At 66.9% G+C, this 25,440-nt stretch carries 21 protein-coding genes and 1 tRNA gene; 15 read left to right on the top strand and 7 right to left on the bottom strand.

The window, feature by feature from the left end; translation table 11 throughout:
* Nucleotides 1-76 precede the first annotated feature (76 nt).
* Together AB0I12_RS25385 and AB0I12_RS25380 are read left to right on the top strand one after the other, a co-directional pair.
* Nucleotides 77-724: a DUF998 domain-containing protein gene (locus AB0I12_RS25385; protein ID WP_359934051.1), complete on the top strand. Its 648-nt coding sequence runs from the start codon at nucleotides 77-79 to the stop codon at nucleotides 722-724.
* A gap of 146 nt (nucleotides 725-870) precedes the next feature.
* Nucleotides 871-1,725: an MBL fold metallo-hydrolase gene (locus AB0I12_RS25380; protein ID WP_359934049.1), complete on the top strand. Its 855-nt coding sequence runs from the start codon at nucleotides 871-873 to the stop codon at nucleotides 1,723-1,725.
* On the opposite strand, the gene AB0I12_RS25375 is transcribed toward AB0I12_RS25380, so the two are convergent.
* Entirely contained in the window at nucleotides 1,722-2,849 is a 1,128-nt protein-coding gene (locus AB0I12_RS25375; RefSeq protein ID WP_359934047.1) for a serine hydrolase domain-containing protein, read from the bottom strand. The two genes, AB0I12_RS25380 and AB0I12_RS25375, sit on opposite strands and share 4 nt — an antisense overlap.
* A gap of 42 nt (nucleotides 2,850-2,891) precedes the next feature.
* Nucleotides 2,892-5,861, bottom strand: a complete 2,970-nt coding sequence (locus tag AB0I12_RS25370; protein WP_359934045.1) for a PQQ-dependent sugar dehydrogenase — start codon at nucleotides 5,859-5,861, stop codon at nucleotides 2,892-2,894.
* Between the two features lie 217 nt (nucleotides 5,862-6,078).
* On the opposite strand from AB0I12_RS25370, the gene AB0I12_RS25365 reads away from it, so the two are divergent.
* Nucleotides 6,079-6,972, top strand: a complete 894-nt coding sequence (locus AB0I12_RS25365; protein ID WP_359934043.1) for a GIY-YIG nuclease family protein — start codon at nucleotides 6,079-6,081, stop codon at nucleotides 6,970-6,972.
* Nucleotides 6,973-6,998: 26 nt separating this feature from the next.
* Nucleotides 6,999-7,634 (top strand): hypothetical protein, encoded by a 636-nt coding sequence (locus AB0I12_RS25360; RefSeq protein WP_359934041.1) that lies wholly within the window; start codon nucleotides 6,999-7,001, stop codon nucleotides 7,632-7,634.
* A 119-nt stretch (nucleotides 7,635-7,753) separates the two neighbouring features.
* On the opposite strand, the gene AB0I12_RS25355 is transcribed toward AB0I12_RS25360, so the two are convergent.
* From AB0I12_RS25355 to AB0I12_RS25345, 3 genes are all read right to left on the bottom strand, one after another.
* Nucleotides 7,754-8,494, bottom strand: a complete 741-nt coding sequence (locus tag AB0I12_RS25355) for an RNA methyltransferase (RefSeq protein WP_359934039.1) — start codon at nucleotides 8,492-8,494, stop codon at nucleotides 7,754-7,756.
* A gap of 4 nt (nucleotides 8,495-8,498) precedes the next feature.
* Nucleotides 8,499-8,795 carry a DUF4287 domain-containing protein gene (locus AB0I12_RS25350; protein ID WP_359934037.1) on the bottom strand — a complete coding sequence of 99 codons (297 nt, stop codon included), beginning with the start codon at nucleotides 8,793-8,795 and terminating at the stop codon, nucleotides 8,499-8,501.
* An 80-nt stretch (nucleotides 8,796-8,875) separates the two neighbouring features.
* The gene (locus AB0I12_RS25345; protein WP_359934035.1) at nucleotides 8,876-10,249 is read right to left on the bottom strand and encodes an aminotransferase class V-fold PLP-dependent enzyme; all 1,374 of its coding nucleotides are present in this window, start codon (nucleotides 10,247-10,249) and stop codon (nucleotides 8,876-8,878) included.
* A gap of 22 nt (nucleotides 10,250-10,271) precedes the next feature.
* On the opposite strand from AB0I12_RS25345, the gene AB0I12_RS25340 reads away from it, so the two are divergent.
* Nucleotides 10,272-11,585: an MFS transporter gene (locus AB0I12_RS25340; protein WP_359934033.1), complete on the top strand. Its 1,314-nt coding sequence runs from the start codon at nucleotides 10,272-10,274 to the stop codon at nucleotides 11,583-11,585.
* Here AB0I12_RS25340 and AB0I12_RS25335 read toward each other — a convergent pair.
* Nucleotides 11,515-12,711 carry an MFS transporter gene (locus AB0I12_RS25335; RefSeq protein WP_359934031.1) on the bottom strand — a complete coding sequence of 399 codons (1,197 nt, stop codon included), beginning with the start codon at nucleotides 12,709-12,711 and terminating at the stop codon, nucleotides 11,515-11,517. The genes AB0I12_RS25340 and AB0I12_RS25335 overlap by 71 nt on opposite strands.
* A gap of 35 nt (nucleotides 12,712-12,746) precedes the next feature.
* On the opposite strand from AB0I12_RS25335, the gene AB0I12_RS25330 reads away from it, so the two are divergent.
* Nucleotides 12,747-12,819 (top strand) — tRNA-Thr (locus tag AB0I12_RS25330).
* A gap of 223 nt (nucleotides 12,820-13,042) precedes the next feature.
* On the top strand, nucleotides 13,043-16,960 hold the full coding sequence (locus AB0I12_RS25325; protein WP_359934029.1) for a hypothetical protein: 3,918 nt from the start codon (nucleotides 13,043-13,045) through the stop codon (nucleotides 16,958-16,960).
* A gap of 70 nt (nucleotides 16,961-17,030) precedes the next feature.
* On the opposite strand, the gene AB0I12_RS25320 is transcribed toward AB0I12_RS25325, so the two are convergent.
* Nucleotides 17,031-18,248 carry a helix-turn-helix domain-containing protein gene (locus AB0I12_RS25320; protein ID WP_359934027.1) on the bottom strand — a complete coding sequence of 406 codons (1,218 nt, stop codon included), beginning with the start codon at nucleotides 18,246-18,248 and terminating at the stop codon, nucleotides 17,031-17,033.
* 909 nt (nucleotides 18,249-19,157) lie between these two features.
* On the opposite strand from AB0I12_RS25320, the gene AB0I12_RS25315 reads away from it, so the two are divergent.
* The 8 genes from AB0I12_RS25315 to AB0I12_RS25280 all read left to right on the top strand — a co-directional run bounded on the left by AB0I12_RS25315 (nucleotide 19,158) and on the right by AB0I12_RS25280 (nucleotide 25,438).
* On the top strand, nucleotides 19,158-20,243 hold the full coding sequence (locus AB0I12_RS25315; RefSeq protein WP_359934025.1) for a toprim domain-containing protein: 1,086 nt from the start codon (nucleotides 19,158-19,160) through the stop codon (nucleotides 20,241-20,243).
* A gap of 108 nt (nucleotides 20,244-20,351) precedes the next feature.
* Entirely contained in the window at nucleotides 20,352-21,263 is a 912-nt protein-coding gene (locus tag AB0I12_RS25310; protein ID WP_359934023.1) for a hypothetical protein, read from the top strand.
* A 132-nt stretch (nucleotides 21,264-21,395) separates the two neighbouring features.
* Nucleotides 21,396-22,142 carry a hypothetical protein gene (locus AB0I12_RS25305; RefSeq protein ID WP_359934021.1) on the top strand — a complete coding sequence of 249 codons (747 nt, stop codon included), beginning with the start codon at nucleotides 21,396-21,398 and terminating at the stop codon, nucleotides 22,140-22,142.
* A gap of 45 nt (nucleotides 22,143-22,187) precedes the next feature.
* On the top strand, nucleotides 22,188-22,358 hold the full coding sequence (locus AB0I12_RS25300) for a hypothetical protein (RefSeq protein WP_359934019.1): 171 nt from the start codon (nucleotides 22,188-22,190) through the stop codon (nucleotides 22,356-22,358).
* 1 nt (nucleotide 22,359) lies between these two features.
* Complete coding sequence (locus tag AB0I12_RS25295; protein WP_359934017.1) at nucleotides 22,360-22,980, top strand: hypothetical protein; 621 nt, start codon at nucleotides 22,360-22,362, stop codon at nucleotides 22,978-22,980.
* Nucleotides 22,977-23,921 carry a CHAP domain-containing protein gene (locus tag AB0I12_RS25290; RefSeq protein ID WP_359934015.1) on the top strand — a complete coding sequence of 315 codons (945 nt, stop codon included), beginning with the start codon at nucleotides 22,977-22,979 and terminating at the stop codon, nucleotides 23,919-23,921. Before AB0I12_RS25295 ends, AB0I12_RS25290 begins: the two co-directional genes overlap by 4 nt.
* Before the next feature lie 73 nt (nucleotides 23,922-23,994).
* The gene (locus tag AB0I12_RS25285) at nucleotides 23,995-24,252 is read left to right on the top strand and encodes a DUF6112 family protein (protein WP_359934013.1); all 258 of its coding nucleotides are present in this window, start codon (nucleotides 23,995-23,997) and stop codon (nucleotides 24,250-24,252) included.
* A gap of 10 nt (nucleotides 24,253-24,262) precedes the next feature.
* Nucleotides 24,263-25,438 (top strand): hypothetical protein, encoded by a 1,176-nt coding sequence (locus AB0I12_RS25280; RefSeq protein ID WP_359934011.1) that lies wholly within the window; start codon nucleotides 24,263-24,265, stop codon nucleotides 25,436-25,438.
* The last annotated feature ends 2 nt before the right edge of the window (nucleotides 25,439-25,440 follow it).

The following is a 25,440-nucleotide window of genomic DNA, read 5'->3' as shown; positions in this document are numbered from 1 at the left end:
TCGTCTGCGCTGTCGATTCCCGGGCGGTCCGGTCGACGCAGAGGTAACAGTCAGCCCCTGTGAAAGGACTTTCGACATGAGTACTGCGACGCTCCCGGCCGCCCGGATCTCCACCCGCGCCCTGCTCACCGGCGGTGCCGTCGCCGGTCCGCTGTACGTCGCGACCTGGCTGATCCAGGCGTTCACCCGGGAAGCCTTCGACATCACCCGGCACCCGGCCAGCCTGCTCGCGAACGGCGGTCCAGGGTGGATCCAGACGACGAACTTCATCGTCAGCGGTCTGCTCACGATCGCCGCGGGGGTGGGCCTCCGTCGCGCGATGCCGCCCGCGTCCCCCGGGCGTGTGTGGGGTCCGCGGCTGGTGGCGACGTACGGGGTCGGGCTGCTGCTGGCCGCCGCGTTCCCGGCCGATCCAGGCGCCGGGTTCCCGGTCGGTACACCCGCCGACTACGCCGAGATCAGCACCCGCGGCATGGGCCACTTCGTCGCCGGCACGATCGGCTTCTCCGGCCTGATCGCCGCCTGCCTGGTGTTCGCCGCCCACTACCGCGCCCTCGGCCGCCGCACCTTCGCCCGCTTCTCCACCGTCACCGGCATCCTCTTCTTCGCGGCCTTCGCAGGCCTCAACGCTGGCGCCGGCAGCCGCCCCACCATCATCGCCTTCGACCTCGCGGTCATCCTCGGCTGGACCTGGCTCACCACAATCACCCTCGACAAGCGCTAGGGGAGCGGTGTCGGCAAGCTCGACAGGTAGTGCACCCGCGAGACGGCGTACACGCCATCGGATTCACGCTCAGGTGCACTACTCGAGTTGCTGATACATCCTGTCGAGCTGCAGGTTCTGACCGGTGCCGCTGGAACGATGGTGTGGTGATTTATCAGCTCTCGGTCGGGCGGTTGGAGTGCGTGGTGGTGAGCGATGGCCAGCCGGGGCCACCGTTCGAGCCGGCGCTGGGTGACTTCTTCACGCCTGACGCAGGAGTGCCGGCCGACGTACTGCAGGACGCCTGCCGGGGTCGCTCGACACTGACCTGCGGCTACAACTGCCTGTTCGTCAGTACGCCGGACGGGATGGCGGTGATCGACACGGGACTGGGGCCGGACTTTCTCGGGTACGGGGAGTACATCGAGCCACTCGTCGGACAGCTCGACGGCGGGATGACCGCCGCCGGCCTGTCCCGCGCGAACCTCGCCGCGGTCGTCTTCACCCATCTGCACCAGGATCACTCCCGCGGTGCGATCTGGTCGGGGGACCTGACCTTCCCGGCAGCGAGCGCGTACGCGCACACTTCCGAGGTCGCCTTCTGGTCAGGCCCGGTCGACCTCCCGTCGGCGCAACCGCATGTCGAGGCAGCGCGCGAAACCATCCGGTTGTTCGGCGAGCGGCTGCACCCCTTCGAGTACGACGCCGAGATCCTCCCGGGAGTACGCGCAACCGCCGCGCCGGGCCACACGCCCGGCCATACGGCAATCCTCCTGCAGTCCCAGGGCGAACGCCTGCTCTGCGTAGGCGACACCTTCTATGATCCGCTTCAGCTCACCAACCCGAATTGGGCGACCCCGTGGGACCTGGACGCACCGGCCTCCATTGCGAGCCGACGTCTACTCCTTGAACGTGCCGTCGACGAGCAGATTCTGGTGCACGCGTACCACCTACCGTTCCCAGGTCTGGGCCGCGTCCAACGCAAAGGCTCGACCTTCACTTGGCACCCACTTCCTACCTAGGAAAGGCAGGTGCGGAGGGCGTCGATGAGGCGGGTGGCTCGCGGGTCGCCGTGGCCGAGCATGCGGTTGGCGGTGTAGGCAAAGGCGATGCCGTGGTCGTCGTCGCCGAACGCGAACTGGCCCCCGGCGCCGTCGTTGCCGAAGCTGCGGGGGCCGAGGGTCGGGCGGAAGGGGGAGTCGAGCAGGAAACCCGAGCCCCAGCGCGCGCCGGCGTCGAAGCCGAGGAATCCGGCGCCGGAGGAGAGCTCACGGACCGCGTCGCCGACGGTCTCGGGGGACAGCAGCCGCGCGGAGCCGTCGATGCCGGTGACGGCCGCGGCGTACACGCCGGCGAGACCGCTCGCGGACGCGACCGCACCCGCCCCGGGCAGCTCCATCCCCAGCAGGTCGGGATCGTTCCACCCATGAGGTACGTCGAGACCGGGGAACTCGAGCGCGCCGTTCATCGTGACGATCCGCATCAGCAGGTGCTCAGGATCGAGCGCAGGCGGGCGCCCGGGAGCCTCCTCCAGGCGCGCCAGCATCGGCAGCTCCGCAACCGGCAAGCCGATCCACGCCCGCAGCCCGAGGGGGTCGCCGATGACGGTCCGGAAGTACGCCCCGGGCAGTTGACCGGTGATCCGCCGGACGACCTCACCGAGCACGAACCCGAACACATGCCCGTGGTACTCGAACGCCGTCCCCGGCTCCCACAGCGGCTTCTGCTCCTCGATCGCCTTGACCACCGGCATCCACGCGGCGATCTCGTCGAACGTCAGCGTCGTGTCCAGCACCGGAATCCCGGCCCGGTGACCGAGCACCATCCGGCACGTGATCGCGTCCTTGCCCTCCACAATGAACTCCGGCCAGTACGTCCCGATCGGCGCGTCCAGATCGAGCCGCCCCTCCTGCGCCAGCAGGTGGACGACGACACTCACCGGCCCCTTCGCGCAGGAGAACACCGGTACGACGGTCTCGCGCGTCCACGGCCGCCCCGGCGCGGCATCCCCGTCCCAGAGCTCGACCACCCGGCGCCCGCCGGCGTACACGCTGACCGCCGCACCCAGCTCGGGGAACAGCGAGAAGTTCTCCGTGAAGGCGTCCGCGACCGCGCCGAACCCGTCATCCGCCCAACCCTGACTCATGGGCACGACGATAGATCCGGCACGGCCGCGGCGACGATCGAATTACGGAAGGACCCACTTCTGGTTCAGCGCGCTGTTGCAGGTGTTGAGAATCAGCTTCGTCCCGTTCGTGGTGGACCCGCCGGTTGCGTCGAGACAGAGCCCCGAGGCGGCGTTGACGAAGGCGCCGTTGGTCTGTGGGATCCACCGTTGACCGGCCGAGTTGTCGCAGCTCCACAACACTGCCGGCGTGTTGACGGCGGTCGCGCGCGCGGACAGGCACTTGCCCATCGTGCGGATGGTGCCGTCGTCGGTGGACGGGGTCCACTGCTGGTTCACGGAGCCCTTGCAGGTGTAGAGCGTCGTCGGCGTGCCGTCTGTGGTCAGCGCCTGGTAGACGTCGATGCACTTGCCGCCGATCCCGGTCGCGGGGCCGGTGTCCTGGAACACCCCGAACTCCCAGAAGGAGTAGTAGCTCCCGGCAACAGCTCGCTTCGTCGCGACGATCCGCACGTATCGCGCGTAGTTCGCCGCGAACTTGATGTTGTCGGTCCCGCCGTCGCCGCCGACGCTCGACGCCACCGTCTTCCACGTGCGCCCGCTCCCGGACACCTGGATCTGGAACGCCTTCGCGTACGCCGTCGACAGCCAGTTCATCATCACCCGGTTGACGACCTGCACCGAGCCGAGATCGACCTGGTACCACTGCGGGTCCGTCCGCGCGCTCGACCATGCGGTGCTCATCGAACCGTCCACGGCCTTGGACGCCTCACGCCCGGCGACATAGACGCTCGAGGCGACAGCCGGCCGGCCGCGGGCAAGGTTCCGCTTGAGGCCGAAGGCGGCCCGGTACGTCGCAGCCGTCGCCGGCGCGATCAGGTTGTGATCGCGCGCCCCGCCGTCGGACCACAGGCCGAATCGGTAGAGCTGGTTCGTGATGTTCTGCACGGGATCCGTCGCGACCGACACACTCGAGCCGATGATCGTCGTGGCACCGAGCGGACTCTTGCCGCTCTTGTCCTGAACCGTCACCGGCAGCCCGGCCGGCGTGGTCGTGAACGTCGTCGTCACGGTCTTCGGATCGAGCCGCACGCTCTTCGAATCGGTCAGCCCCTGAGCGTCCCGCGCGGTCAGCTTCAGTTCCAGGTACGACGGGTACTCGTGGTCCGGCGCCGTGAACGAGCCGCTCGCCCCGCTCAGTGAGGTGATCGTGTGCGTGTGGCAGTCGCTCGGGCAGTGATGCATGATCAGCGACCAGGTCAGCGCGGACGCCGGTAGCGTGCCCTGCTCGGGATCCGTCGCCGAACCCGAGAAGTTGATGGTGTCCCCAACCTTCCAGGTGAACGCCGGACCGGGGGACGTGATCGTCGCGGTCGGCGCGGTGTTGGCGACGTTGATCTGCGTCGACGTCGTACTGCTCGCCGTCCCGTCGGACACCCGCAGGCGCGCGGTCACGGTGCCGGTCGTCGTGTACGTGTGCTGCACGGTCGCGGCCGTCGAGTCGTCGTACGCCCCGTCGCCGTCGAGATCCCACGCGTAGGTGAGCGCATCGCCGTCGGCATCGTTCGACGCGGTCCCGTCGAACGTCACCGTCAGCGGGGTCGGCCCGCTCGACGGGTCGGCCTGGATCACGGCGGTCGGCGGGTTGTTGGTGCCGTTGTAGACGTAGCGCAGGATCCGGCCGTTGTCGTAGTCGACCGTGAAGAGGTCGCCGCCGGGGCCGGTCTGCAGACGCGTCGCGCCGTACCCGGAGGCGAAGAGCTGGATGTTCGCGGGGTCCGGAAGACCGTTGCTGCCCTTCATCATCGCCCACACGCATTTGCGGCTGTAGTCGGTGAAGAACAGCGCACCGTCGTACGTCGACGGGTAGTTTCCGCCCTTGTAGAAGGACAGTCCGGAGATCGACGAGCTGCCGGCGGTGCAGGTGTTGGCGATCTTGTCGGCGTGCCGGTAGGCGTAGTACGGCGCGGCGACCGCGGACGAGCCGGCCGCGTACAGGTTCTCGCAGATGGAGACGTTCGCGCTGTCGTACCCGGGCTGGCGGGCGGCGCCTTCGTAGCACGGCCAGCCGAAGTTCGTGACGCCCGCGGTCGGTACGACGATGCGGTCGATCTCCTCCCAGGTCGAGTACCCGACGTCGCCGATCCACAACTCGTTCGTCCCCGGCCGGAACGTGAACCGCATCGGGTTCCGCAGGCCCTCCGCGACGATCCGGCGGGCGTTCAGGTCGGGGCTGGAGATCAGCGGGTTGTTCGGTGCGGCCTGCCCGGTGTCGGGATCGATGCGGATGATCGAGCCGTCGAGGCCGGCCGGATCGCCCGCGGTCCGCAGGTCCTGTGCGCGCAGCGCGCCGCCCTCGGCGGTCGGCGGCAGGAGCGTCGCGCCGACCGGCGCAGGCCCGTCGCCACACGGGTTGTCGGGTGTCACGTCGGACGTGGTGTAGCCGTCCTGCCCGTAGTCGACGTAATTGAAGCTCGCGCCGTCACCGCCGCCGGCGTACAGGTAGCCGTCCGGGCCGAACTCGATCGAACCGATCGAGTGGCTCGGGTACTGCTGGCACCAGTCCTCGACGAGCACCTGCTCCGCGCCATTCGCGTTCAGCACCGAGAGCCGTGCACTGGCCTGGCAGCCGTCGGCGGTCGGACCGGGCGGCGACGGGCACGGGTCGGCGTCGGTGTCCGGCGTACCCCACTTCGGAGTCGGCCCGCCGATCAGGCCGTCGTGCGTGTACAGCACGTAGATCCGTGGATCCGTAGGGAAATCGGGATGCAGCGCGAGACCGAGCAGCCCGCGGTCCCAATAGTTGTGCACCTCGGTGCGCAGGTCGGCGTACACACTCGGCGTCGGATCGTCGAGCGAGTCGAAGACCTTGATCAGGCCGCTCTTCTCGGCGACGAACACCCGGCCGTCCGGCGAGAACGCGACGTTCGTCGGACTGTCGAGCCCGCTGAACACCACTTGCTCACTGAAACCGGTGGGCGTGACTGCAGCCCGTGCCGGTGTGGTCGCGACGACCGGCAGCAGCAGTACCACGCACAGAGTGGACAGCGCACGGCGCAGCCACTGGGCAGATATCCTCACGAAGCCCCCCAGGCCGAAGTTCCGGCGCCCGTCCCCACAACCCCCTGCGGGCACTCGGATCGCGTCAGGATGACGTCCGGCACAGATGCTGCGCAAGCCCCGGCCCGCATTCGTTTCGAACAATCCACCGCGCGGTCACTCGGCCGGTCGGACCGGGCACACTGGGCTGATGATTCGCAGCGTTCGGGAGTTGCCGACAGGCCCCGGCGTCTACCGTTTCCGGGACGACGCCGGGAAGGTCCTGTACATCGGGCGCGCCCGCAACCTGCGCCGGCGCGTGCAGTCGTACTGGGTGAATCTCGGCGACCGCCCGCATCTGCGCCGGATGGTGCGGCGGATCGCCCGCGTGGAAGGTGTCTGGTGCGACTCCGAACACGAAGCGGCATGGCTCGAACGCAATCTGCTCGAACACTCCAAGCCGCGCTGGAACCGGACCGAGGGCGGCGCGGAGGTGGTCGGCTACATCCGGCTCGGCGACGGAGCGAAACCCGGCTTGCGGTTCGAGCACTTGATCAGCGGGAATGCGCTGCATTTCGGTCCGTACCTCGGCGGGTTGCGGATCCGGCAGGCGATCTCCGGTCTGCACCGGGTGCTGCCGCTGCAGTACACCGTCGCGGGTGACGGTTCGGCCGAGGAGTTCGGGCGGCTGTTCGGAATCGGGCCGGGGGATCGGGACGCGCTGACACGCACCGCGATCGCTGTCCTGCAACGAGATCTGGCCGCGGTCGGGGCGTTGCGCGACGAGCTGGTCCGGCGCCGTGATCGGGCGTCGGCGGAGTTGCGGTACGAGTTCGCGGCCAAGGTGCAGGGCGAGATCGAGGCGCTCGACTGGATCAGTTCGGAGCAGAAGGTCGCGTGGCTCGAGCCGCAGGACGCGGATGTGTACGGGTGGGCGGACGGCGTACTCGTGCGGTTCGAGGTGCGCGGCGGGCGGATGTGCACCTGGACGCAACGCGCGGCCGGCGAGGCGGCAGCGCGCAAGCGGGTCGCCGAGACGCCGGAGTTGTGGCGGTCGTTCGCGCGGCGGAACGCGGAGCTGGCGGCTCGCCTTCTCGGTGAGTGACTTCCCGGCTACCTAGCATGGTGCGCATGACGCAGCCCCCGGTACCGCCGAACCAGCCGCCCGGTCCGCCGTACCCAGGGTTCCCGCCACCTGTTCAACCGCGCCGGACTTGGGTGCCGTTGGTGATCGTCGGCGGTCTCGTGCTGGTGCTCGTCGCGGTGATCGCGACGGGTCTCGTGCTGTTCCTGAACCGCGACGACGCGAAGCCCGCAGCCGACAGCTCGACCCCGGCCGCTCGGACCAAGCCGTCCGACCCGACCGCTGTCGAGTTCCGCCGGGTACTGACGGCGAAGCCCGGCACCTGCCCGACACCCGCGCCTTCAGGGACGGGGTGCGACGACAAGGGCACGCGCTACACGCTCGGCAAGGTCGAACTCAACGGCAGCAACGTGTCCGAGGTGAAGGCGGCGATCCAGGAGAACGGCGCCGGCGGCTGGTACGTCGGCCTGTCGCTCGACGCGGAAGGCGCCAAGCAGTTCGAGCAACTGACCGCGGCCGTCGCCCAGCAGCAACCACCCGCGAACCAGTTGGCGATCGTGGTCCACGGCCAGGTCGTCGCCGCGCCGTCGGTCCAGTCGGCGATCTCCGGCGGCCAGATCCAGATCTCCGGCTCCTACACCCGCGACACCGCCCAGGAGCTCGCCGCCAAGATCACCGGCTGATCCTCCAGTGCTGCAGGCGGCGGTACCTCCTGGGTCGCGTCCTCCGCCCGCCGCCGGTCACCGCAGAGCAGGTACGCCGTGCGCCACATGGCGCCGCGCCGGCGCGGGATTCGGGTGCATCAGCGGTTCGTGACCTCGAAGGCGACGATCGCGGCGGCGACGGCGACGTTCAGCGACTCGACGCCGGAGTGCAGCGGGATCTGCAGGTCGGAGTCGGTGGACACCGTGACGCCGTTGGTCTCGCCGCCGAGCACGTACACCGCGCGCGGCGCGAGCTCGGCCTTGAACAGCGAGTCCTGCGAGCGCGCCGACAACCCGTACACGTGGTACCCGGCGGTCCGCAGTACGTCGACCGCGGCCTTCGCCGTCGACGTGTTCACGATCGGCGCCTGGAACGCGACCCCGGCCGACGCCTTGATGACGAGCGGCCCGACGTGCGGCGTACCGGCCCGGGGGAGGATCACCCCGTCGAACCCGGCGCCGGTCGCGGTCCGCAGGATCATGCCGACGTTTCCGGGATTGGTCACGCCGTCGAGCAGGAAAACGTTGGTCGGCCGCTTTCCGCGGGCCCGCACGAACTCCTCCAGCGGCGTCATCCGCGGCGCGTCCACGTCCGCGACCACGCCCTGGTCGTGCTTGCCGTTGCCGGCCAGCCACTTCACCCGGCTGGCGGTCGCCCGCTCGACCGGCGTGCCGTACTTCTCCGCCGCCCGCAGGATCTCCTGCATGGAGTGTCCGGTCGCGTTGTCCGCGAGGACCACCTTCGCGACCGAGAGCTTCGGATCGTGCAACGCCTCCAGGACAGGCTTGCGCCCGTAGACCGTGATCCACCTGTCCCGCGGCGACTTCTTCGCATCCACCCGCCTACCGTAGCGCCGGGTTGGTCGCCTTCCCGTCCAGCCAGAGCATGTTGCTCGGGTCGCCGTGCGGGCCGGACCGGCCGACGTGCTTGTCGCTGATCTCCGGCCCGTTCTTGATCACGTGCACCAGCGCCATCCCGTGCCCGCGGCCGAGCTCGTAGTCCGCCTTCAGCCAGTCGAGGATGGCCCCGGTCTTCACCTGCGGCGCGTCGTACCCGTGGCTCTTCGCCTCGTCGACCAGCTCCCGCGGGGTCTTCCCGGTCTTTTCCTCGATCTTGTCCAAGTACGCCTGGAACGACATCGTTCTCCTCCTGAGTGGTCGTCGTACGCCAGGGCGTCGAACGGCAACCGCGGAAATCGACACACGGCCGAACATTTCCGTCAGCGCTGATCGCGCAGGCACCGGACGACCGCGGCGGCGGAGCGGTCGATGTCGGCCGCACCGGTGGTCCAGTTGGTGACCGAGATCCGCATCGCGGCCGTGCCCTGCCACGTGGTGCCGGACATCCAGCAGGTCCCTTCCCGCTGGACCGCGGCCACCACCCGCCGGGTGAGCTCGTCGTCGCCGAACCGCACCAGGATCTGGTTGAGGACGACCTCGTTGAGGACCTCGACACCCTCGGCGCGCAGCGCGTCGGCGAACCGTTGCGCCATCGCGTGACACCGGTCGACGATCTCCGCGATCCCGGACCGCCCGAGCGCGCGGACCGCGGCGTACACGGGGATCCCGCGGGCGCGCCGCGAGAATTCCGGGTTGTAGTCCATCGGGTCCCGCTCGCCGTTCTCGTCCTGGATCAGGTACGCGGCCCGGATCGACATTGCGGCCCGGTGGGGCTCGGGATGGGCGCAGAGGACCAGGCCGGAGTCGTACGGCACGTTGAGCCACTTGTGCGCGTCGGACGCCCACGAGTCGGCCAGCTCGATCCCGTCGACGAGTGGGCGCAGCTGTTCGCTGACCGCGGCCCAGAGACCGAAGGCTCCGTCGACGTGGACCCAGGCCTGGTGCTCATGCGCCCGCTCACAGATGTCGCGGACCGCGTCGATCGCCCCGGTATTCACGTTGCCGACCTGTGCGCACACGATCTGGGGCGCGTCGTCGGTGAGGGCTGCCTCGAGCGCATCGGCGCGCATCCGGCCCTGCTCGTCGACCGCGATCGGCACGATGCAGCTCGTCCCCAGTCCCAGGAACCGGAGCGCGCGGTCGATCGTGTCGTGCCGTTCCGCCCCGGCCAGCACCCGGATCGGCGGTGCGCCGACCAGCCCGTCCCGTTCCACGTCCCATCCGGCTCTGCGCAGTACTTCGTGGCGCGCGGCCGCCAATCCGGTGAAGTTCGCCATCTGCGCCCCGGTCACGAACCCCACCGACGTACTCCTCGGCAGTCCGAAGAGTTCGACGAGCCAGGCGGCCGCGACCTCCTCGACCACCGCGGCGGCCGGCGAGGCGGCGTACAGACCGGCGTTCTGGTCCCACGTCGTCGTCAGCCAGTCGGCGGCGAGCGACGCCGGCGTGGCGCCGCCGAACACGAATCCGAAGAACCGTCCGCTACCGCTCGGCAACAGTCCGTCCTCGACCCCCTCCGCCAGGCGCGCGATCACCTTCCGCGGATCCGTGGGCCCGGCCGGCAGCGGCCCGCCGAGCGCTTCGCGGAGCTCGCCGGCAGTCGCGCGCGGGCCGACCCGCCGCTCCGGGAGCCCGTCCAGATATGCCGTCGCCCGCTCATAGGCCTCCGTGAGCGGTCCCTCCCAATCGACCATGTCTCCTTTGTACGCTTCGCCCATGCACAACAGGAGCCGGTGGTCCGCGATCGTCGGCTACTCCGTGGTCGGCGCGGCCACCCAGCTCGTCTGGCTCAACTTCGCAGGCGTCACCACCGTGGCGGCCGCGCGGTACGGCGTGTCCGAGAGCGCGATCGGCTGGCTCGCCCAGGTCTTCCCGCTGCTGTACGTCGTCCTCGCGATCCCGTGCGGCCTCGCCCTCGACCGCTGGTTCCGGTCCGCGCTGATCGCGGGTGCCGTACTCACCGCCGTCGGCGCCGCGGTGCGACTGATCGGCGACGACTTCGGCTGGCTGCTCGCCGGCCAGATCCTCGCTTCGATCGCCCAGCCCCTGGTCCTGAACGCCGTCACCGGCATCACCGGCCGCTACCTGAACGAAAAAGACCGCCCCACCGGCATCGCGATCGGCACCGCCAGCATCTTCGCCGGCATGGTCATCGCCTTCCTCCTGTCAGCAATCTTCACCACCGCCGCCTCCCTCCCCACGATGCTGGTGCTCACCGCCATCTTCTGCATCGCATCGGCCCTCGTCCTCGCCGCAGCCCTCCGCTCAAAGGCCCCCTTCGACCCCGCCCTCACCGCCTCACCACACGCCGACCCCACCGCGCTCAGCACACCCTCCACCGCCTCACCCACCGGCCCCGCGGCGGCCGCCGGGCACGCTTTGACCGCTGGCTCGCCGGCCACCCCTTCTCACACCGGCGAGCCGCCGCACCGCCCCGTTCGGGGTGCTCTCGCCACCTCCTGGGGTGACCCGCTGATCCGCCGGCTGTGCGTCCTCGCGCTGTTCCCCTTCGGCGTGTTCGTTGCCATGAGCACCTTCGCCCAGGCGCTCCTCGAACCGGCAGGCGTGAGCGGCGGCACCGCGAGCACGATCCTCCTGGTCCAGGTCGTCGCCGGCGTCCTCGGCAGCGCCACGATCCCGATCCTCGTCGCCCGGCGCCGCGCCGAATCCACCCTCCTCGTCGTCAGCCTGACCGTCACCGCCGCGGCCTGCGTCCTGCTCGCCGTCGCCCCAAGCACCGTCACAGCCTTCGTCGCGATCACGCTGATCGGCCTCCTGCTCCTCCCAGCCCTCCCGATCGTCCTCGAACTCGTCGAGCGCCGCACCGGCGAAGCCGAAGGCACCGCCGCCGGCCTGATCTGGATGGCCGGCAACCTCGGCGGCCTGATCGTCGCTGTCATCGTCGGCCTGCTCGTCGGCCACCCGTCAGCCGCATTCCTGGTGATGGCCGCGATCGCCCTCATCGCCGTACCGGGGGCTCGCTCCCTGCGTCGCCCGATCGCCGCCTTGCGATCGCAGTCACAGCCGTAGCGACCAATCCACCCGCGCCCGCGGCGACGAACGTCGTACGGGCGTCGGTGTGCTGTAGGAGCAGACCACCCCCGACGTACGAGATCCCGGCCGCCAGCCCGATCGCGCCGTACAGGTTCCCGAACACGCGACTCAGCAGCTGCGGCGGTACGACGCGCTGCAGGTGGGTGTTGACCCCGACGTCGATGCCCGCGATCCCGAGCCCGCGAATCACCTGCAACGCGAGCGCCGCCCAGATCGCCCACGCGAGCCCGGTGAGCAGATTGCCGACGCTGCTCACCGCGAACCCGAGCAGCATCAGGACGGGCATCTTGAAGCGAACGGCGTACCGCGCCAGGATCGCGAACCCGAGAATCAGCCCGATCCCCACTCCGGCGTACAACGTCGCCGCCGCCGAATCGCTCCCGTGCAACTCGTCCTTCGCGAGGAACACCATCGCGACGTCGTCCACCCCGTTGAACGCGACCACCGCGAAGAACCCGATCCCGATCACGCGGATGGCCCGGGTCCGGACGATGTACCCCAGCCCGTCCCGCGCATCCTTCAACAGACTGTGCCCCGACCGCTCCACCTGGATCCTCGGCAACCGGCTCAGCAGCGCCGCCGACACGAAGAACGTCGCCGCGTCGATGTACAGAATTCCCCGTACGTCGGTCACCAGGAACAGCCCAGCCGCGATCAGCGGCCCGACGGCCTCCAACCCGTTCGTCCCCGCCCCCAACGCCGAGTTCGCCGCCTCCAACTGATCGTCCCGCACCAGCCGCGGCATCGCGCTCCGCGATCCGGCCAGAAAGACCTGCGCGGTAACCCCCCGCACCGCCACCAGCACAAGCAACACCGGCAACGGCGGCAAACTGACCGCCATGACGACCGTCAGCACCCCCTGGACGACGTCACAAACCACCATCACCCGCTTGAGATCGAACCGATCCCCAACCGCCCCCGCCACCGCCCCGAACAACCCCGGCACGAAGTCTCCCGCCAGCAACAACAACGCCACCGCCAGCGCCGCCCCCGTCGCCCGCTGCACATACAACAGCAACGCCACGAGCCCCAACGAGTCCCCGAGCACCGACACCACCCGAGCACCCCAAAGCCCCCGAAACCCACCGGACCCTCGCAGCACACCCCACACAATCCACTACTATGTACCGACACCACGCCGGTGTGGCGCAATTGGCAGCGCACCGCTCTTGTAAAGCGGTGGTTGGGGGTTCGAGTCCCCCCGCCGGCTCTCATCGGCTCTCCGACCTGGGAATATAACCCGGAAGTGATGAACTTCCGAGCCCCAACTCACGGTTTACTCACTACTTTGCCGTTGTAAGCGCTCGAGATGGTTGCTGGATCTCATGGGCTCTCGACGTTTCGCGCTCCCGACCACGGGACGCTCAGGAAGTCGCCACGAGTGACTGCTCGGTCTCCATCCGGCCGGGTGGTCGGTGTCATCATTGGTTGTGATGAGTAGCACGACGAGAGTGTGCCGCTGGGTCGCGGACACTGGTGACGATCTTCTGTACACCTCAGAGGGTTTGCTCGACAGCAACACCATGATGAGCGCGTGGTACACGGGCGATCGACCCCGCTCGGTCGATGAGCTGGTCAACACGCCCGAGTCGTTCGTGCTGCTGGCACCTGGCGGGGCAGGTAAGACCACCGTGATCGAGGAACTCAGATCGCGCGAGTCAAGCGCTGTCTGGCTCGACTTGAAGATGACCGGGCCAGAGGGCCTACAAGGCTTGTTCGAGCGAAGAGTCGCGAATGCCGACATCGTGTATGTCGACGCGATCGACGAAGCAGTCCTGGCCGATCCTCGGGTCAGCTACCAGCTCAGTCGGCTGTTGAGCGGTGCACAGAGGCGGATCCGGTGGCGTTTGGTCTGCCGTCCGGCAGCGTGGGATGCGGATCTGGCGGCCCAGCTGAAGGCCTCTCTGGACAGCTTTCGGGAGCTGAAGCTGCTTCCGCTGGACGAAGATGCCGTGCGGACAGTCGCTAGCGCCAGAGATGCCGACGCGGACGCCTTCCTGCGCAAAGTGCGCGATGCGGGACTGGGGGCACTTCTGGGCAGCCCGCTGCAACTGCTCGACCTGCTCCGCCATTGGGATGAGCACGGAGACGTTCCGGCCAAGCTCGCTGACTCGATGGCCTATTCGGTCGCACGGCTGATGAAGGAGGAAGGTGCATTCCGAGTGCCGCCCACCCAGCTTCCGGACCAGATGCTGGTGGTCGCCCGGAGGGTTGCGGCATTCGCGATGTTCTGCGGCAACGGTCGCTTTCAACTAGGCGCGAAGAATCATGCGGGTGGGTTGGCGACTCGCAACCTGCCATCTGACGCCGAGCCCGCCTCCACGGCGAACTTCAGCCTGAGGGCATACGAGGAGGTGCTCGGATCCGCGCTCTTCACATCCGTCCCCGGCGATGTGCTGGCGTTCGTGCACCAGGCGTACGCGGAGTTTCTCGCAGCTGATTACCTGGTACAACGACGAGTCGGCGGGGCGAGACTCAAATCATTGCTTGGTTGCGATCCGGATGGCGTTGTCCCGGGTCCGATGCTACCGATCCTCGGATGGCTGCTCACCCAATCTCACGATGTCGACTCGGAGTTGGTCGAGCGCAACGCGAAAGGTCTTCTGCAGACCGCCACTGTGGAGGTTGCCGACAACGCACTGAAGGCGCATCTCGTGAGAGGCCTGCTGCGCGGCGCCGCTACCGGGTGGGTGGTCGAGCCGTGGGGGCTGGATATGTCAGGGCTCGCTCATTCTGGACTCGGAGATGAGCTCCGCGCCGCCGCCGCTACACCCGCAAACCAATGGCAGGCGCTGTGGGTCTGCCGCATCGCGCGCGAGTGTGTCGTCCGTGATGTCACGCCAGAGCTTCGAGGCATTGCCTTCGATACTTCCTGGTCGACGACAGTCCGGGCCGAAGCCGTCGCGGCACTTGCGGTTACGGCTGACCACACCATCTTGGCAGGCCTGGCGCCGCTGCTGAACCTGAGTACCGAGGACGACCCCGACGATGAGGTGCTAGGCGCAACTCTTCGTGCCGTCCTTCCGGACAAAGTGCCGGCGGAGCAGATCGCGGCAAGCATCAGGCCAACACGCAGCCGGCATTACATCGGTGGCTATGCCCAGATTATCGAAGGCGTTCCCGATCTCGTTCGAGTGCAGGACCTGCTTCACCTGGTGGCAGCGGCCGCGAAAGTAGACGTTGACTTCCGCGACTCGACCCTGAACCGCTACGACAGGAGCCTCATTGGCGCGGCTTGGAGGCACTGCGACCTGCCTGGTATGACTGCTGCGCTTGCACGTCTCTTGGTGCACGTTCGGCAGACCTATCTCTTTCGAGGACGGGCGGAGCTGCCGTGGTTAGGCGCTGCTCCTGACCGGCGGCGAGAGCTCGGACTCGAGATCCTGCGTGTAGACCGGAAGCACGGCTTCCTAACGGTTACCCAGTTCGAATTGCTGAGTGGAGATGATGTCGAGTGGTTACTCGATGCCCTGCCAGCCCTCGGCGAGGACGTGCGGGAGGGCGCGGCGCGTGCTGTCGGACTACTAGCGAGCTATCCGAGCGACGCGCGAACCGCGGACCGCATTCTGACGCTGCCGAGAGAGCACCCCGCCTTCGAGGCGACAGAAGGACTGCGCGGAATCTGCCCTCTCGACTCCGACATAGCGCGAACCAGCCGGGAGATGTCGCAGTCTGGTGGTGGCGAGAATGCCGCAAAGATCGTGCAACTGCACGAGGCCATCACCGCGTTGGACGGCGAGTCCACGGAGTGGTGGCGTGCGGCGGCGGCGTTGACAGATGACTCAAGCCAGGAACTGTTCGACTTCGACTTGACGGAGCGAAGCTACTGGCAGGCGTTGACGCCCGATGAGCGGCAGGAAATGGTCACTCGCGGAATCGAGTTTCTTCGCGAATGGACGCCGAGGGTCGACGATTGGGCGAGGCTGGAGGAGAAGCCGTATGCCCTAGTGATCCCTGACTGGTCTGGCGTACACCTGATCTTGACACTCGCGGTCCGTTGGCCCGTCCTGTTGCGCACCCTCTCAGCCGACGACTGGCAGAAGTGGGCACCGGCAATCGTTCGCACGATGCTGGTCGGTGATTCACGAGAGCCCTACTTGAAGACGCGTGAACTGGCGTCGGAGGCAGGCCAAGCGGCGATCGATCGCGCCATGATCGATCTCGCCCGAGACACATCATCGACTACCTTCGGCCTTCACCCGCTGGCCAACATGGAGAACCCTGAATTCGTTCATGTCGTCGCCGCAATCGTTCTCGATGTCGACGAGTCGCTCAGGCGGCGAGAGCACGCGATGCAGGTCCTTCACGATAGTCACCCTGACAAGTCGCTCGAGTTGGCTCACCAGGTACGGAATGCGCCCGACAAGCCATGGCTGGCAAGCCGAGTCCTTGCTGCGCGCGAGCCAGATAGTCTGGTCCGCGCCTGGCTCGCGACAGGCAGGATCACTGAACCGCAGGTCCTCAACGAGCTCCAGGTAACAATGGTGACTGCGGACCTTCTTGGGCCTTTCGCCAGCTTGCTGTTCGGAGGGATCCAACTGCCGGAGGACGACTCCGATAGCCCGTTCTCCCCGGTTAGCTCGGTTCTGCATCGGGTGCTCCAGACTCTGGCCGAGGCAGGCATGACCTCCGCTCTCGAATCGTTGCTGCCTGGCCGTTCGCCTGAGCAAGCCGACTACATCCGACACTTCATGCAGGACAGCCGAACGCGGGCGGCAGAGCTTGCGCATACTCCGATCACGCCGACCGAGTTGATGCGGCTCGTGAGCGACGCAGATGCGCGGATCGTTCGAGATGACGCAGGGCTTGCTGTCGTACTGATCGAGGAGCTGGATCGGATCCAGCGCTACCTCACCCATCAGGACGGGTTCAAGGAGATCTGGAACGGCTATCCCGGTGAGGCCGGCGCGACGCCTGAGACTGAGGACACCATCTCCGACTGGCTCGTCCGGCGCTTCAATGAGCGCCTCAAACCGCATCTGATCGTCGATCGAGAACTCCAGGCCACGCATCACAAGAAGTCCGGTACCGGCACCCGGATGGACATAAGCGCCACCAGAACCGGGTTCGACGCTGCTGCGCGAGTGATCTTCGAGGCCAAGCGCGTCGAACACCCCGATCTGCTGACTGCGCTACAGGACCAGTTGATCGGCCAGTACCTCAAGCCTCTTGGCCTCAATCGTGGCATCTACCTTGTCTATTGGGTGGACAAAGCGAAGCGTCCTTCGGGCTGGAGGTCGACGAACAGCGATCGCGCAGCACTCCGCACGGTCCTCAAGGAACAGGCAGCCGAATCTGGCTCAAGTGTCACCGTCGACGTATACATCCTCGACATCTCAGGTCCGGAGTGACACATTGCTACCGGCCACGAATCTCGCTTGGTTAAGGTCCGGCCTGTGCAGCTGACGCTCAAGGCTGGCACTAGAACTCAGGCTCTGGTGACGTGTCGCGATCTTGCTCATGGATGTGTCTCAGTGCGGCTTCAAGATGTACCGCGGCTTCGGGATTCCGGCGCCGGCGGCCGAAGTAGTCGTCGACGGTCGTCGACGTCTGGGCGTGGCCGAGTTGGTCGGCGACTTGCCGCGGAGTCTGGCCGGCGCTCTCGAGAATCGTCGCTGTGGTCTTCCTGAACACGTGGGCCGTGACCCATTCGAGTTCGTCGGCCAGCGATTGCATGCCGGCTAGCTCCGTGAGTTCGAGGAGTGTGGCTCGGGCGGTCCTGGTGAGACGGTACGTATCGGCGAGGGTGGCTGCCTCCTCGCCGGTTAGCCGCACGCGTCCGGTCTCGATCAGGCTGATTCGGGTCCTGCGCCAGCCGAGCTTCGCGACGACCTGGTTCTGCGTCAGGCCGGCGCTGCGTCGGTGGTCGCGAAGGGTCTTTCCCAGTTGCTGCCTGCGGTCACTGCCGACCGGCCTGCGGGCGTCGCGTAGGGCCTTCTGTACGTTGTGGGGATCCCGGAAGCCACCCTTGGTGTCCGGGAAGATCGGCGCGTCCAAGGGAGTTCCCGGTGTCCACCTAGCACGTAGCATCTCTAGAGCCCACGGCGGCAACCCGATGATGCGATCACCGGCTGAAGACTTGACCCGTCGCCGTACCAGCCCTTTGCCCTTGATGCGCTGGATCTGATGACTGCAGTCGATCTCGCCGGTCTCACGGTTCAGGTCTCGCCACGTGACAGCGAGGCTCTCGCCGATGCGCTCGCCGGTGGCCATCATGAACTTGGTCAGATCGATCAGGTCAGCTTTGACTGCTGGCTCGTTCTGCCGCAGAAGGTCGAACCACTGCTCGCGTTCATCAGCCTCCAAGGCGCGTGGCAGGCGCTTCGCCGAGGTTGCCCGGATCTTGATCTCGCGGACGGGATTCGCCGTTAACGCGCCGTGCGTGACGGCGAGCGCGAATGTTCCGGTCAGAATGCTCTTGCAGGTCTTCGCGCTGGCAGCCCCGACTTCGTCTCTGATCGCCTTGATAACGCCACTGACGCGTGGTGTGCCCGCCTCCATCAGGCTTAGCCCGCCGATGCGCGGTTCGAGGTTCTTGTCGTACTGATACTTATAGGTCTGGTACGTCCCGGGCGCCAGCACGTCCTGATCGACGAGGTCCTGCACCTCCGCCAGGAACAGCTCGGCGGCAGTTGACACCCGGTCATTGGACTTCAGACTCCCCGTGCCCCCGATCCGCTGGCGAGCCTTCAGCGATTCCCGAAGCCGGTTCTTCGCCTGGTCCGCGGTGTCTCCCCACTTCGCGACCGATCGAGTCTGGCCGTCCAGGTCCCGAAAGTACGCCCGCGCCTCGAACTTCCGCGGCTGCCCTCGCCCGTCCCGGCTGGCGACTCGGACCGTGATTGTCCCCCACGTTCCCACGGGCAACGATTCCCTTGCCATTGCAGACCCCCTGTCATCGCACGACCCCTGAAGGCACGCCAAGAGGTCTGCTCAACGTCTGAGCCCCAGAAGATGCGGCATCCATGCAGGCCACGGGTCGCTCCCGGCTGACATCAAGGACTCCTGGAGGTCGTGTTCCGGGTGTCGGCATCAGGCCGGCACGCTGACGCTGGCTCGAGGAAGTTGTCGTCGGCAATGGGAAAGAGGACACGGTGACGCATCGAGAGTCGGAGCCGTCGAAGAACGCCCTGGAACCAGAGGGTGATCAGCAGCCAACTGATCTGGCGTCGTTGAGATGGTCGATCCGGCAGGCGATTGAGCTGCTGGACGAGGCGATCGACAAGATGGGGAACCAGTTGGCGCGGTCGGCCGGCCTCTATGCCGACTCGCGAGACGCGAGTCCACGCTCGGGCAGGCACGTGCACGCGGTGCGACGGCGAGCGAGACGCGGCCCGATCGGCGACCACGGCCAGACGATCGATGGCGAGCAATATGAGCGGGCTCGCGGGCCGGAGCCGCCTTGACGCGTACACCTCTGCGAATCTCATGACCTTACGGCCGCTGATCCAAGACTCCTGGACTTGGAGATCTGGGTTCCGGCGCGGGCCGGCATCGCCGACCTTCGACTGGAGGACAAGTCGGCTTGAGGCTGGGGTGATTAACGCGATGGCCACTGACGATCGTCGGTTGATCGAGGCCCACGTCGCAGCGGGGCAGTTCTTTCGCGAACAGCTGCTGCGGTCGACGGTTGGTTGGGCTTCCGCGCATCTGGTGCAGCGTGGGCTTCGGCATCTGTTGAGGTCGAGTTCGCCGTGGAAGGTGGGCTATGCGCCCGAGGGCTGGGCGAGGCTGGTTGACCATCTGAGGGCGCAGGGCTTCGAGGATCGGACGTTGCTGGACGCAGGGCTCGCGAGTGCGACCAAGAAGGGCTATCTCGTCGATCGGTTTCGTGATCGGATCATGTTCCCGGCCTGGGATTCGGACGAGCAGTTGGTTGGATTCGTGGGGCGTTCGCGTGGTGGGAATACGAGGTACTTGAACTCGCCCGGCACGAGGATCTATCAGAAGTCCCACACTCTTGTCGGTCTGGCGGAGCAGCGTGACCTGTTGGAGAGCGGAGCGGTGCCGGTCTTTGTAGAGGGCCCGATGGATGCCGCGGCTGTTGATGAGTTGAGCCGGCTGACGTCGCGTGGCTGGGCCGGGCTGGCTGTGTGTGGGACCGCGCTGTCGTTTCATCAGACACGGATGGTTCGTCAACACGCGACCGGTGGGACGGCGATTGTGGCTGTCGACGCTGATGGAGCGGGACGTCCGGCTGCGGTGCGGTGGTTGGATGACCTCTCCTCGTGCTTCGAGCGGGTGCTGGTGGCGGAGTTCCCCTCAGGGCACGATCCGGCTTCGTTGCTTGAGACACCCGAGGGCGCGGATCGGTTGTTCGAGGCTCTGAGTTCCGCCAGGCCGCTTGCGGAGCTCGCGATTGAGGTTGAGCTGGCTCGGTGGTCGCGGGTGCTGGATCACATCAGCGGTCGAGTCAATGCGCTGCGCCGGGTCGCACCGCTGGTAGCTCGTCTCCCGCATGACCGCGTTGCAGCGCAACTCGGGGAGCTCGCCAAGGCATTGGAGCTCGATCAAGAGATCGTCTCGCGGGAGGTTGTAGAGACTCTGGGCAGGTCGGTACGTCGGGCCACTCCGCACCTCACGTTGGATTCGTTGACCGGAGCGGATCCGCCGGATGCTGGGCCGTCGTTGTGACGGCGGGATTGCGAAGTCCGGTTGTCCTTGAGGTCGTAGTCAGGGTTCTTTGCGCGGCAAGTTAAGACGACCTTCGTAGCTATCGAGTTGCCGGCTACGGAGGTCGTAATGAACGCAGTATCTTCCGATTCGCACAGCCTGCTGATCAGTGGTGAGCGCCAGCGGATGATGGTCGCGCACCTGGCGGCAAGCAAGTTCTTCAGGCGTGAGTTGCTCAGGGCAAATGTCGGCTGGCCGATCGAGAATCTGAAGGATCGCGGCGTCGACCAGGTTCTGAGCACGGCGTCGAACTGGAAGATCGGCTATGCCCCGGACTCCCACACTCGGCTTACCGATCACTTGCGGGAGAAGGGCTTCGACTTCCGTACGCTGATCAGGGCCGGGTTGTCCGAGTGGACCGACGAAGGGGTCGCGGTCGACGTATTCCGCGATCAGTTGATGGTGATGACGCGGAACGACTCTCTGGAACCGGTGGGGTTCGTGGGTATCGGTCGGGGCCCGAAGCCCGCGTTCCAGGCGTCGCCGACGACGTTGATTCATCGTCCGGCAAGTGTGCTCGGGGGAGTCGAAGAGCAGTTGGAGACTCTAAGCGATGGTGCGTTCGCGGTAGTCGTCAACGATCCGCTGGATGCAGTTGCGGTGGAGAGCCTCGGTCGCATCTCCGACGAGCCTTGGGCAGGCATTCCGTTGTGCGGCTCATTGATGTCGTCGGCGCAGGCAAGGATTCTGTATCGCTACACGGCGACCGACACGGTGGTCGTCGCGCTGGACAGCGACCAGGAATGGCACAAGAAGGCGCTTGCGGCACTTCCTGACCTGTCTTACTTCTACAAGCGAGTCCGCGCCGTGGAGATCCCGGACGGCCACAGCCCGTCGAGCCTCCTGCAGATGGAGGACGGAGCTCAGCGCATGTACGACGCGATGCGGTCGACGCGGCCGCTGGAGGACTACACGCCGCGGGCACAGCAGTTGCCGGAGATCGACGGTCCGAGTCCGGCATCGGTGACGCCGACGCCGTGAGGAAGTCCAGGAGTCCGGGACTTCCTCATCCGGGTTCAGAACAGGGCGGTGTACGCCGAGATTGGTGCCGCAAGCAAAACAAGGGCCAACTCTCGGGCCGCGGTCCGAGACATCGGGATGCGGAGTATGCCAATGACTGAAGAACTTCAGGCGCTCCTGTTCGAAGCGGCGGACTCGGGCTGGGCAGACGAGCCGTCGACACGCTTGGCCGCCGAGATCGAACGGCGGATCGTTGCGGAGTTGCCCAGCAGACTCCGCGTAGCGCTGGGCAACGACGAGGCCGCGCAACTTGCACGCGCCGTGGCGTGGGAACGCTGCCGTCGACTGGCAGAGAACCCTCCGGCGGGCCGCGTGACCTGGGGTTACCTGGCGAACATGGTGCGGTGGCGCCTGGCCGATGTCGTCCGCCAGGAAGCCAGGCGGCGTCAACGGCATCTGCTGCTCGACTACCTGCCGGAAGCCGAGCAGCCGAGCATGCTCGCAGAGTTGGGGCCGCTACTCGACCGTATCGGTGTGTGGTTGGAGCGAGCCGGTCTGCCAGCCGGAGACGTGCGGCGGCGCCTGCTCGTCGCGGCCGAGGGACCCGGATTCTCCAGGCACGCCATCACGGGGCGGGTCCGCGGAATCGGCGTACCCAGAGATCAGGCTGAAGGGCTGGCCTGGTTGCTGCACAACGGACCCGTCCGAGTATCGGCTCTCTCGCGCCTGGCCGGCGGGCAGCCGCCCGACACGGTGTTGGCCGATCCGGCAGTCCAGCAGTGGATCGAGCAGGCGGCCGGTCGATTTCCCCGGGCGTCGATCCGACGCGCCCGCTTCGGCCGTCAGCCCGGCGCCTCGTGGCCTGGCGGCATCGGATTGGGACTCGCTCGAACTGCCTGACCCGAAGTTACTCAGCGGTCACGAGGGCTCAAACGTTGAGCTCTTATGAACAGCATCAACCTGCGCCCGCGTCGGCGGAACTGGCTTGTCCGGTTCTACTTCGCCCAGTTCCGGTTCTTCCTGCGCTTGCAAGCCGCATTCCGGATCGTCCCGTCGCCCATCGCGCGTGCACTCATCGTCCGGCTCCAGCCGGTGAAGACACGGAGGGAACTCTGACATGCGTCGAGTCCTGAACTCGAAGCTCGCAGTACCGCTCATCATCCTTGCCCTGCTCGTCATCGTGATCATCGCGCTCGTAATCCACGGGCACGACGACCCGACCGTCGCCCGCCGCGAACCCAGCGCTGACCCGACACAGGGAACGATCATTCCGGAGACGACGCAGGAAGCGCCGCTCGCGACTTGGGCGAGACCCGCCACTACCGATCCGGCGCAGTACGCGGTCGCATTCGCGACTGCGCTCTGGACCTACGACACTGCGGTCCATACCTACGCTCAATGGCAAGCCGCCATCTCGGCCTTCGCGAACCCACCGGAGACAAGCGACGCCGGCCGAGTTGCCCGCAGCATGCTCCCGTACCCGAGCCAGTGGGAAGATCTGAAACTGCATAAGGCGCAAGCCCGAGTACGAGATGTCACCGCTGCGACGACGACCGAGCTGGAGGCGCTCGCGCGGGACCCGCGGGCGCCTGCGGGGTGGCATGGCTTCGTCGTCCAAGGCATACAGGACGGCCTCGTCGACAGCCAGAAGACCACGATGGCCCGACATGTGACGGTCGGGGTGATCTGCCATCCGCAGTGCGCATTCTGGTCGGCGTCCAACGAACTGCCGCAGTGATCGTCAAGATCGCGGCAGCGGCTGCACTACTGGTCACCGGAGCCTGTCTGCTGCCGCCTCTGGCCGTTGCCAGAAGTGGCGCCGATACCTGCGATGTCGCTCAGGCCGTCGGCGAGGCCAGCCTTGATGCAGAGCAGACGTCCAACTTGGCGGTGATCATGGGCGTCGGTGACCGCTACGGGATCGGTGAGGCGGGCAAGGTCGTTGCCGTCATGACGGCAATGACTGAGTCGTCCCTTCGCAACGTCGATCACGGCGACACTGCTGGCCCTGACTCGCGTGGCTTGTTCCAGCAGCGCGACAGCTGGGGAACTCTTGGCGAGCGATTGGACCCGGCGAGCGCGGCAGGCCTGTTCTACGCCGCGCTCGCCAACGTCCCCGGCTGGGCCTCGATGGAACCGTGGAAGGCAGCGCAGGCGGTCCAGCGATCGGCCTTCGCGGACGGTTCCAACTACCGCCGGAACTATGAGGCGGCTGTTCGTCTCGTACGTGCGTCGCCGACTGCGGGTGTCTGCGGCAGTTGGGGTGCTGGCGATACTGACCAGCTTCCGGGCGCCTCGGTCGCGGTCGATCGGGCGCTCGCCCTAGTCGGAAGCCACGGCTACTACCAACTGTGTGCCCGGCTGGCGTCGAACATCTGGGGTCGCTCACATTCAGGCTACGTGTCCGCGGCCGAGCAATGGGCGCAGATGGTCAGCAGCGGGAATGCCCATCCCGATGACCGCCGGCCACCCGTCGGTGCCCTGCTGTTCTGGTCCACGGACGGGCCATACGGACATGTTGCGGTGTACGTCGGCAACGGCCGCATCGTGTCCAACGACATCGGCGACCGCATGCCCGGCGAGGGCGGTGTGTACCTCGTCGGAGTCGAAGCGATCGAACAACGCTGGGGCGCCACGTACCTCGGCTGGGCGCCGCCTGTCTATCCCACCACCACATGACTTCAACGATCGGCGTCGTACGGCGCCCGGAGGCATACGCATGCTCAGCTTCTTCGAACTGCAAGATCCCGGAGTGAGCCCGAACTCGAACGGGCTCCCGGGACTCCCGGCCCTGCGCCAGATCGTCGGCGCACTGCAGACATTCGGTCTCGTCGTCTGCGTAGGTGCGTTCGTGGTCGCCGCGGCCGCGTGGGCAGTTGGCAGCTTCGGCAACAACTCCCACTACGCCGGCCGCGGCAAACTCGGCTGCCTCATCGCCGCCGGCGCGGCGATCCTCATCGCGTCGGCCAACCCGATCATCCGGTTCTTCAGCGGCATCTCGATCGGTTAGGGGCTGGACGATGGCTTGGAGTGATTGCCTGCTGAACCCGGTCAGCTGCGTCGTCGACAACGTCGGCAAGTCAGCGTCGAACGCAGTGTGGGACTCGTTCGTCAAATGGTCGGCGAACGGTCTGGCCGACTTGTCGGAGACCGTCTTCCGGACGTTCAGCACCAGTACGTCGCCGAGATTCGACCAGAGCTGGTGGAAGGACAACCTCGATCTGATGGTTGGACTCTCGCTCCCGATGCTCGTCGCGGTCTTCATCCTGCAGTGCGTCTCGGCCGTGATCCGCCGCGAACCCGGCCGGCTTGGACAGGCAGCCATCGGCGCTCTGCTCGGGACTGTCGGAGTTCCGTTCGCCATCGGGGTCATAGCAGCGTGCGGAAAGGTCGTCGACGAGGTGTCGACAGGGATCTTGGGTGGGCCTGCCACCACGGAGGGACTCAAAAGGATGACCGACATCACCGCGTTCCTCACAGCGCCCACGCTGGGCGGCATCCTCCTGCTCGCTGTCCAGCTCGGCCTACTCGCGATGACCTCGCTGTACTTCGTCATGCTGGTCCGAGACATCGCGTTGATCGCCTTCGTCGCATTCGTTCCGGTCGCCATGGTGAGCTGGACCTGGTCCGCAACCAGACACTGGCTTCGGCGGTGGATCGAAGTCGTCGGCGCCCTGTTGTTCTCCAAGATCGCGATGGCCCTCGTCTTCACCCTCGGCTTCTCCGCCTTCGGGTCCTCCGGACAGGGAGCCGCATCAAACCTCGGAACTTTCATGGCCGGGATCCTCCTGGTTGGCATGGCGGCTTTCGCTCCCTTGGCTACCTACTCATTCATTCACTGGGCCGGCGATCAGGGCACCGCTGCGGTCCATGTCATGCAGCAGGGAGCGGCCGGAGCCGAGAGGGGTCGAGAGGAGCTCGAACGCATCGGGCAATTGGTGATGGGCGGCCTCAACAGCTCGAACAAGGACGAATCCTCACCGGTCGTCGGTGAGGACGAACCCGAAGATGAGCCATCGAGCGACGGAGACGACGGCTCGCCAGCCGACGTCGCAACGGACCCAGTCGGTGCAGATCACGAGTCGAACGACAGCCCGGAGCAGTCAACCGGCCCCGAATCCGCGGCATCGACAGCCGCTAGCGCCGACCCAGGAGCGGCAGGTGGCGCCAGCCAGGCCTCGGGACAGGGAGACTGAAG

It is taken from the genome of Kribbella sp. NPDC050459, assembly GCF_040655315.1.
Taxonomy (GTDB): domain Bacteria; phylum Actinomycetota; class Actinomycetes; order Propionibacteriales; family Kribbellaceae; genus Kribbella.
The sequence above is the reverse complement of the archived record's forward strand: the minus strand, read 5'-3'. Positions and strand labels throughout refer to the sequence as shown.

Coding starts and splice junctions, on each gene's coding strand:
- AB0I12_RS25385 (WP_359934051.1), top strand. CDS start 77: ATGAGTACTGCGACGCTCCCGGCCGCCCGGATCTCCACCCGCGCCCTG.
- AB0I12_RS25375 (WP_359934047.1), bottom strand. CDS start 2,849: ATGAGTCAGGGTTGGGCGGATGACGGGTTCGGCGCGGTCGCGGACGCC.
- AB0I12_RS25365 (WP_359934043.1), top strand. CDS start 6,079: ATGATTCGCAGCGTTCGGGAGTTGCCGACAGGCCCCGGCGTCTACCGT.
- AB0I12_RS25360 (WP_359934041.1), top strand. CDS start 6,999: ATGACGCAGCCCCCGGTACCGCCGAACCAGCCGCCCGGTCCGCCGTAC.
- AB0I12_RS25350 (WP_359934037.1), bottom strand. CDS start 8,795: ATGTCGTTCCAGGCGTACTTGGACAAGATCGAGGAAAAGACCGGGAAG.
- AB0I12_RS25345 (WP_359934035.1), bottom strand. CDS start 10,249: ATGGTCGATTGGGAGGGACCGCTCACGGAGGCCTATGAGCGGGCGACG.
- AB0I12_RS25340 (WP_359934033.1), top strand. CDS start 10,272: ATGCACAACAGGAGCCGGTGGTCCGCGATCGTCGGCTACTCCGTGGTC.
- AB0I12_RS25325 (WP_359934029.1), top strand. CDS start 13,043: ATGAGTAGCACGACGAGAGTGTGCCGCTGGGTCGCGGACACTGGTGAC.
- AB0I12_RS25315 (WP_359934025.1), top strand. CDS start 19,158: ATGGCCACTGACGATCGTCGGTTGATCGAGGCCCACGTCGCAGCGGGG.
- AB0I12_RS25310 (WP_359934023.1), top strand. CDS start 20,352: ATGAACGCAGTATCTTCCGATTCGCACAGCCTGCTGATCAGTGGTGAG.
- AB0I12_RS25305 (WP_359934021.1), top strand. CDS start 21,396: ATGACTGAAGAACTTCAGGCGCTCCTGTTCGAAGCGGCGGACTCGGGC.
- AB0I12_RS25300 (WP_359934019.1), top strand. CDS start 22,188: ATGAACAGCATCAACCTGCGCCCGCGTCGGCGGAACTGGCTTGTCCGG.
- AB0I12_RS25295 (WP_359934017.1), top strand. CDS start 22,360: ATGCGTCGAGTCCTGAACTCGAAGCTCGCAGTACCGCTCATCATCCTT.
- AB0I12_RS25280 (WP_359934011.1), top strand. CDS start 24,263: ATGGCTTGGAGTGATTGCCTGCTGAACCCGGTCAGCTGCGTCGTCGAC.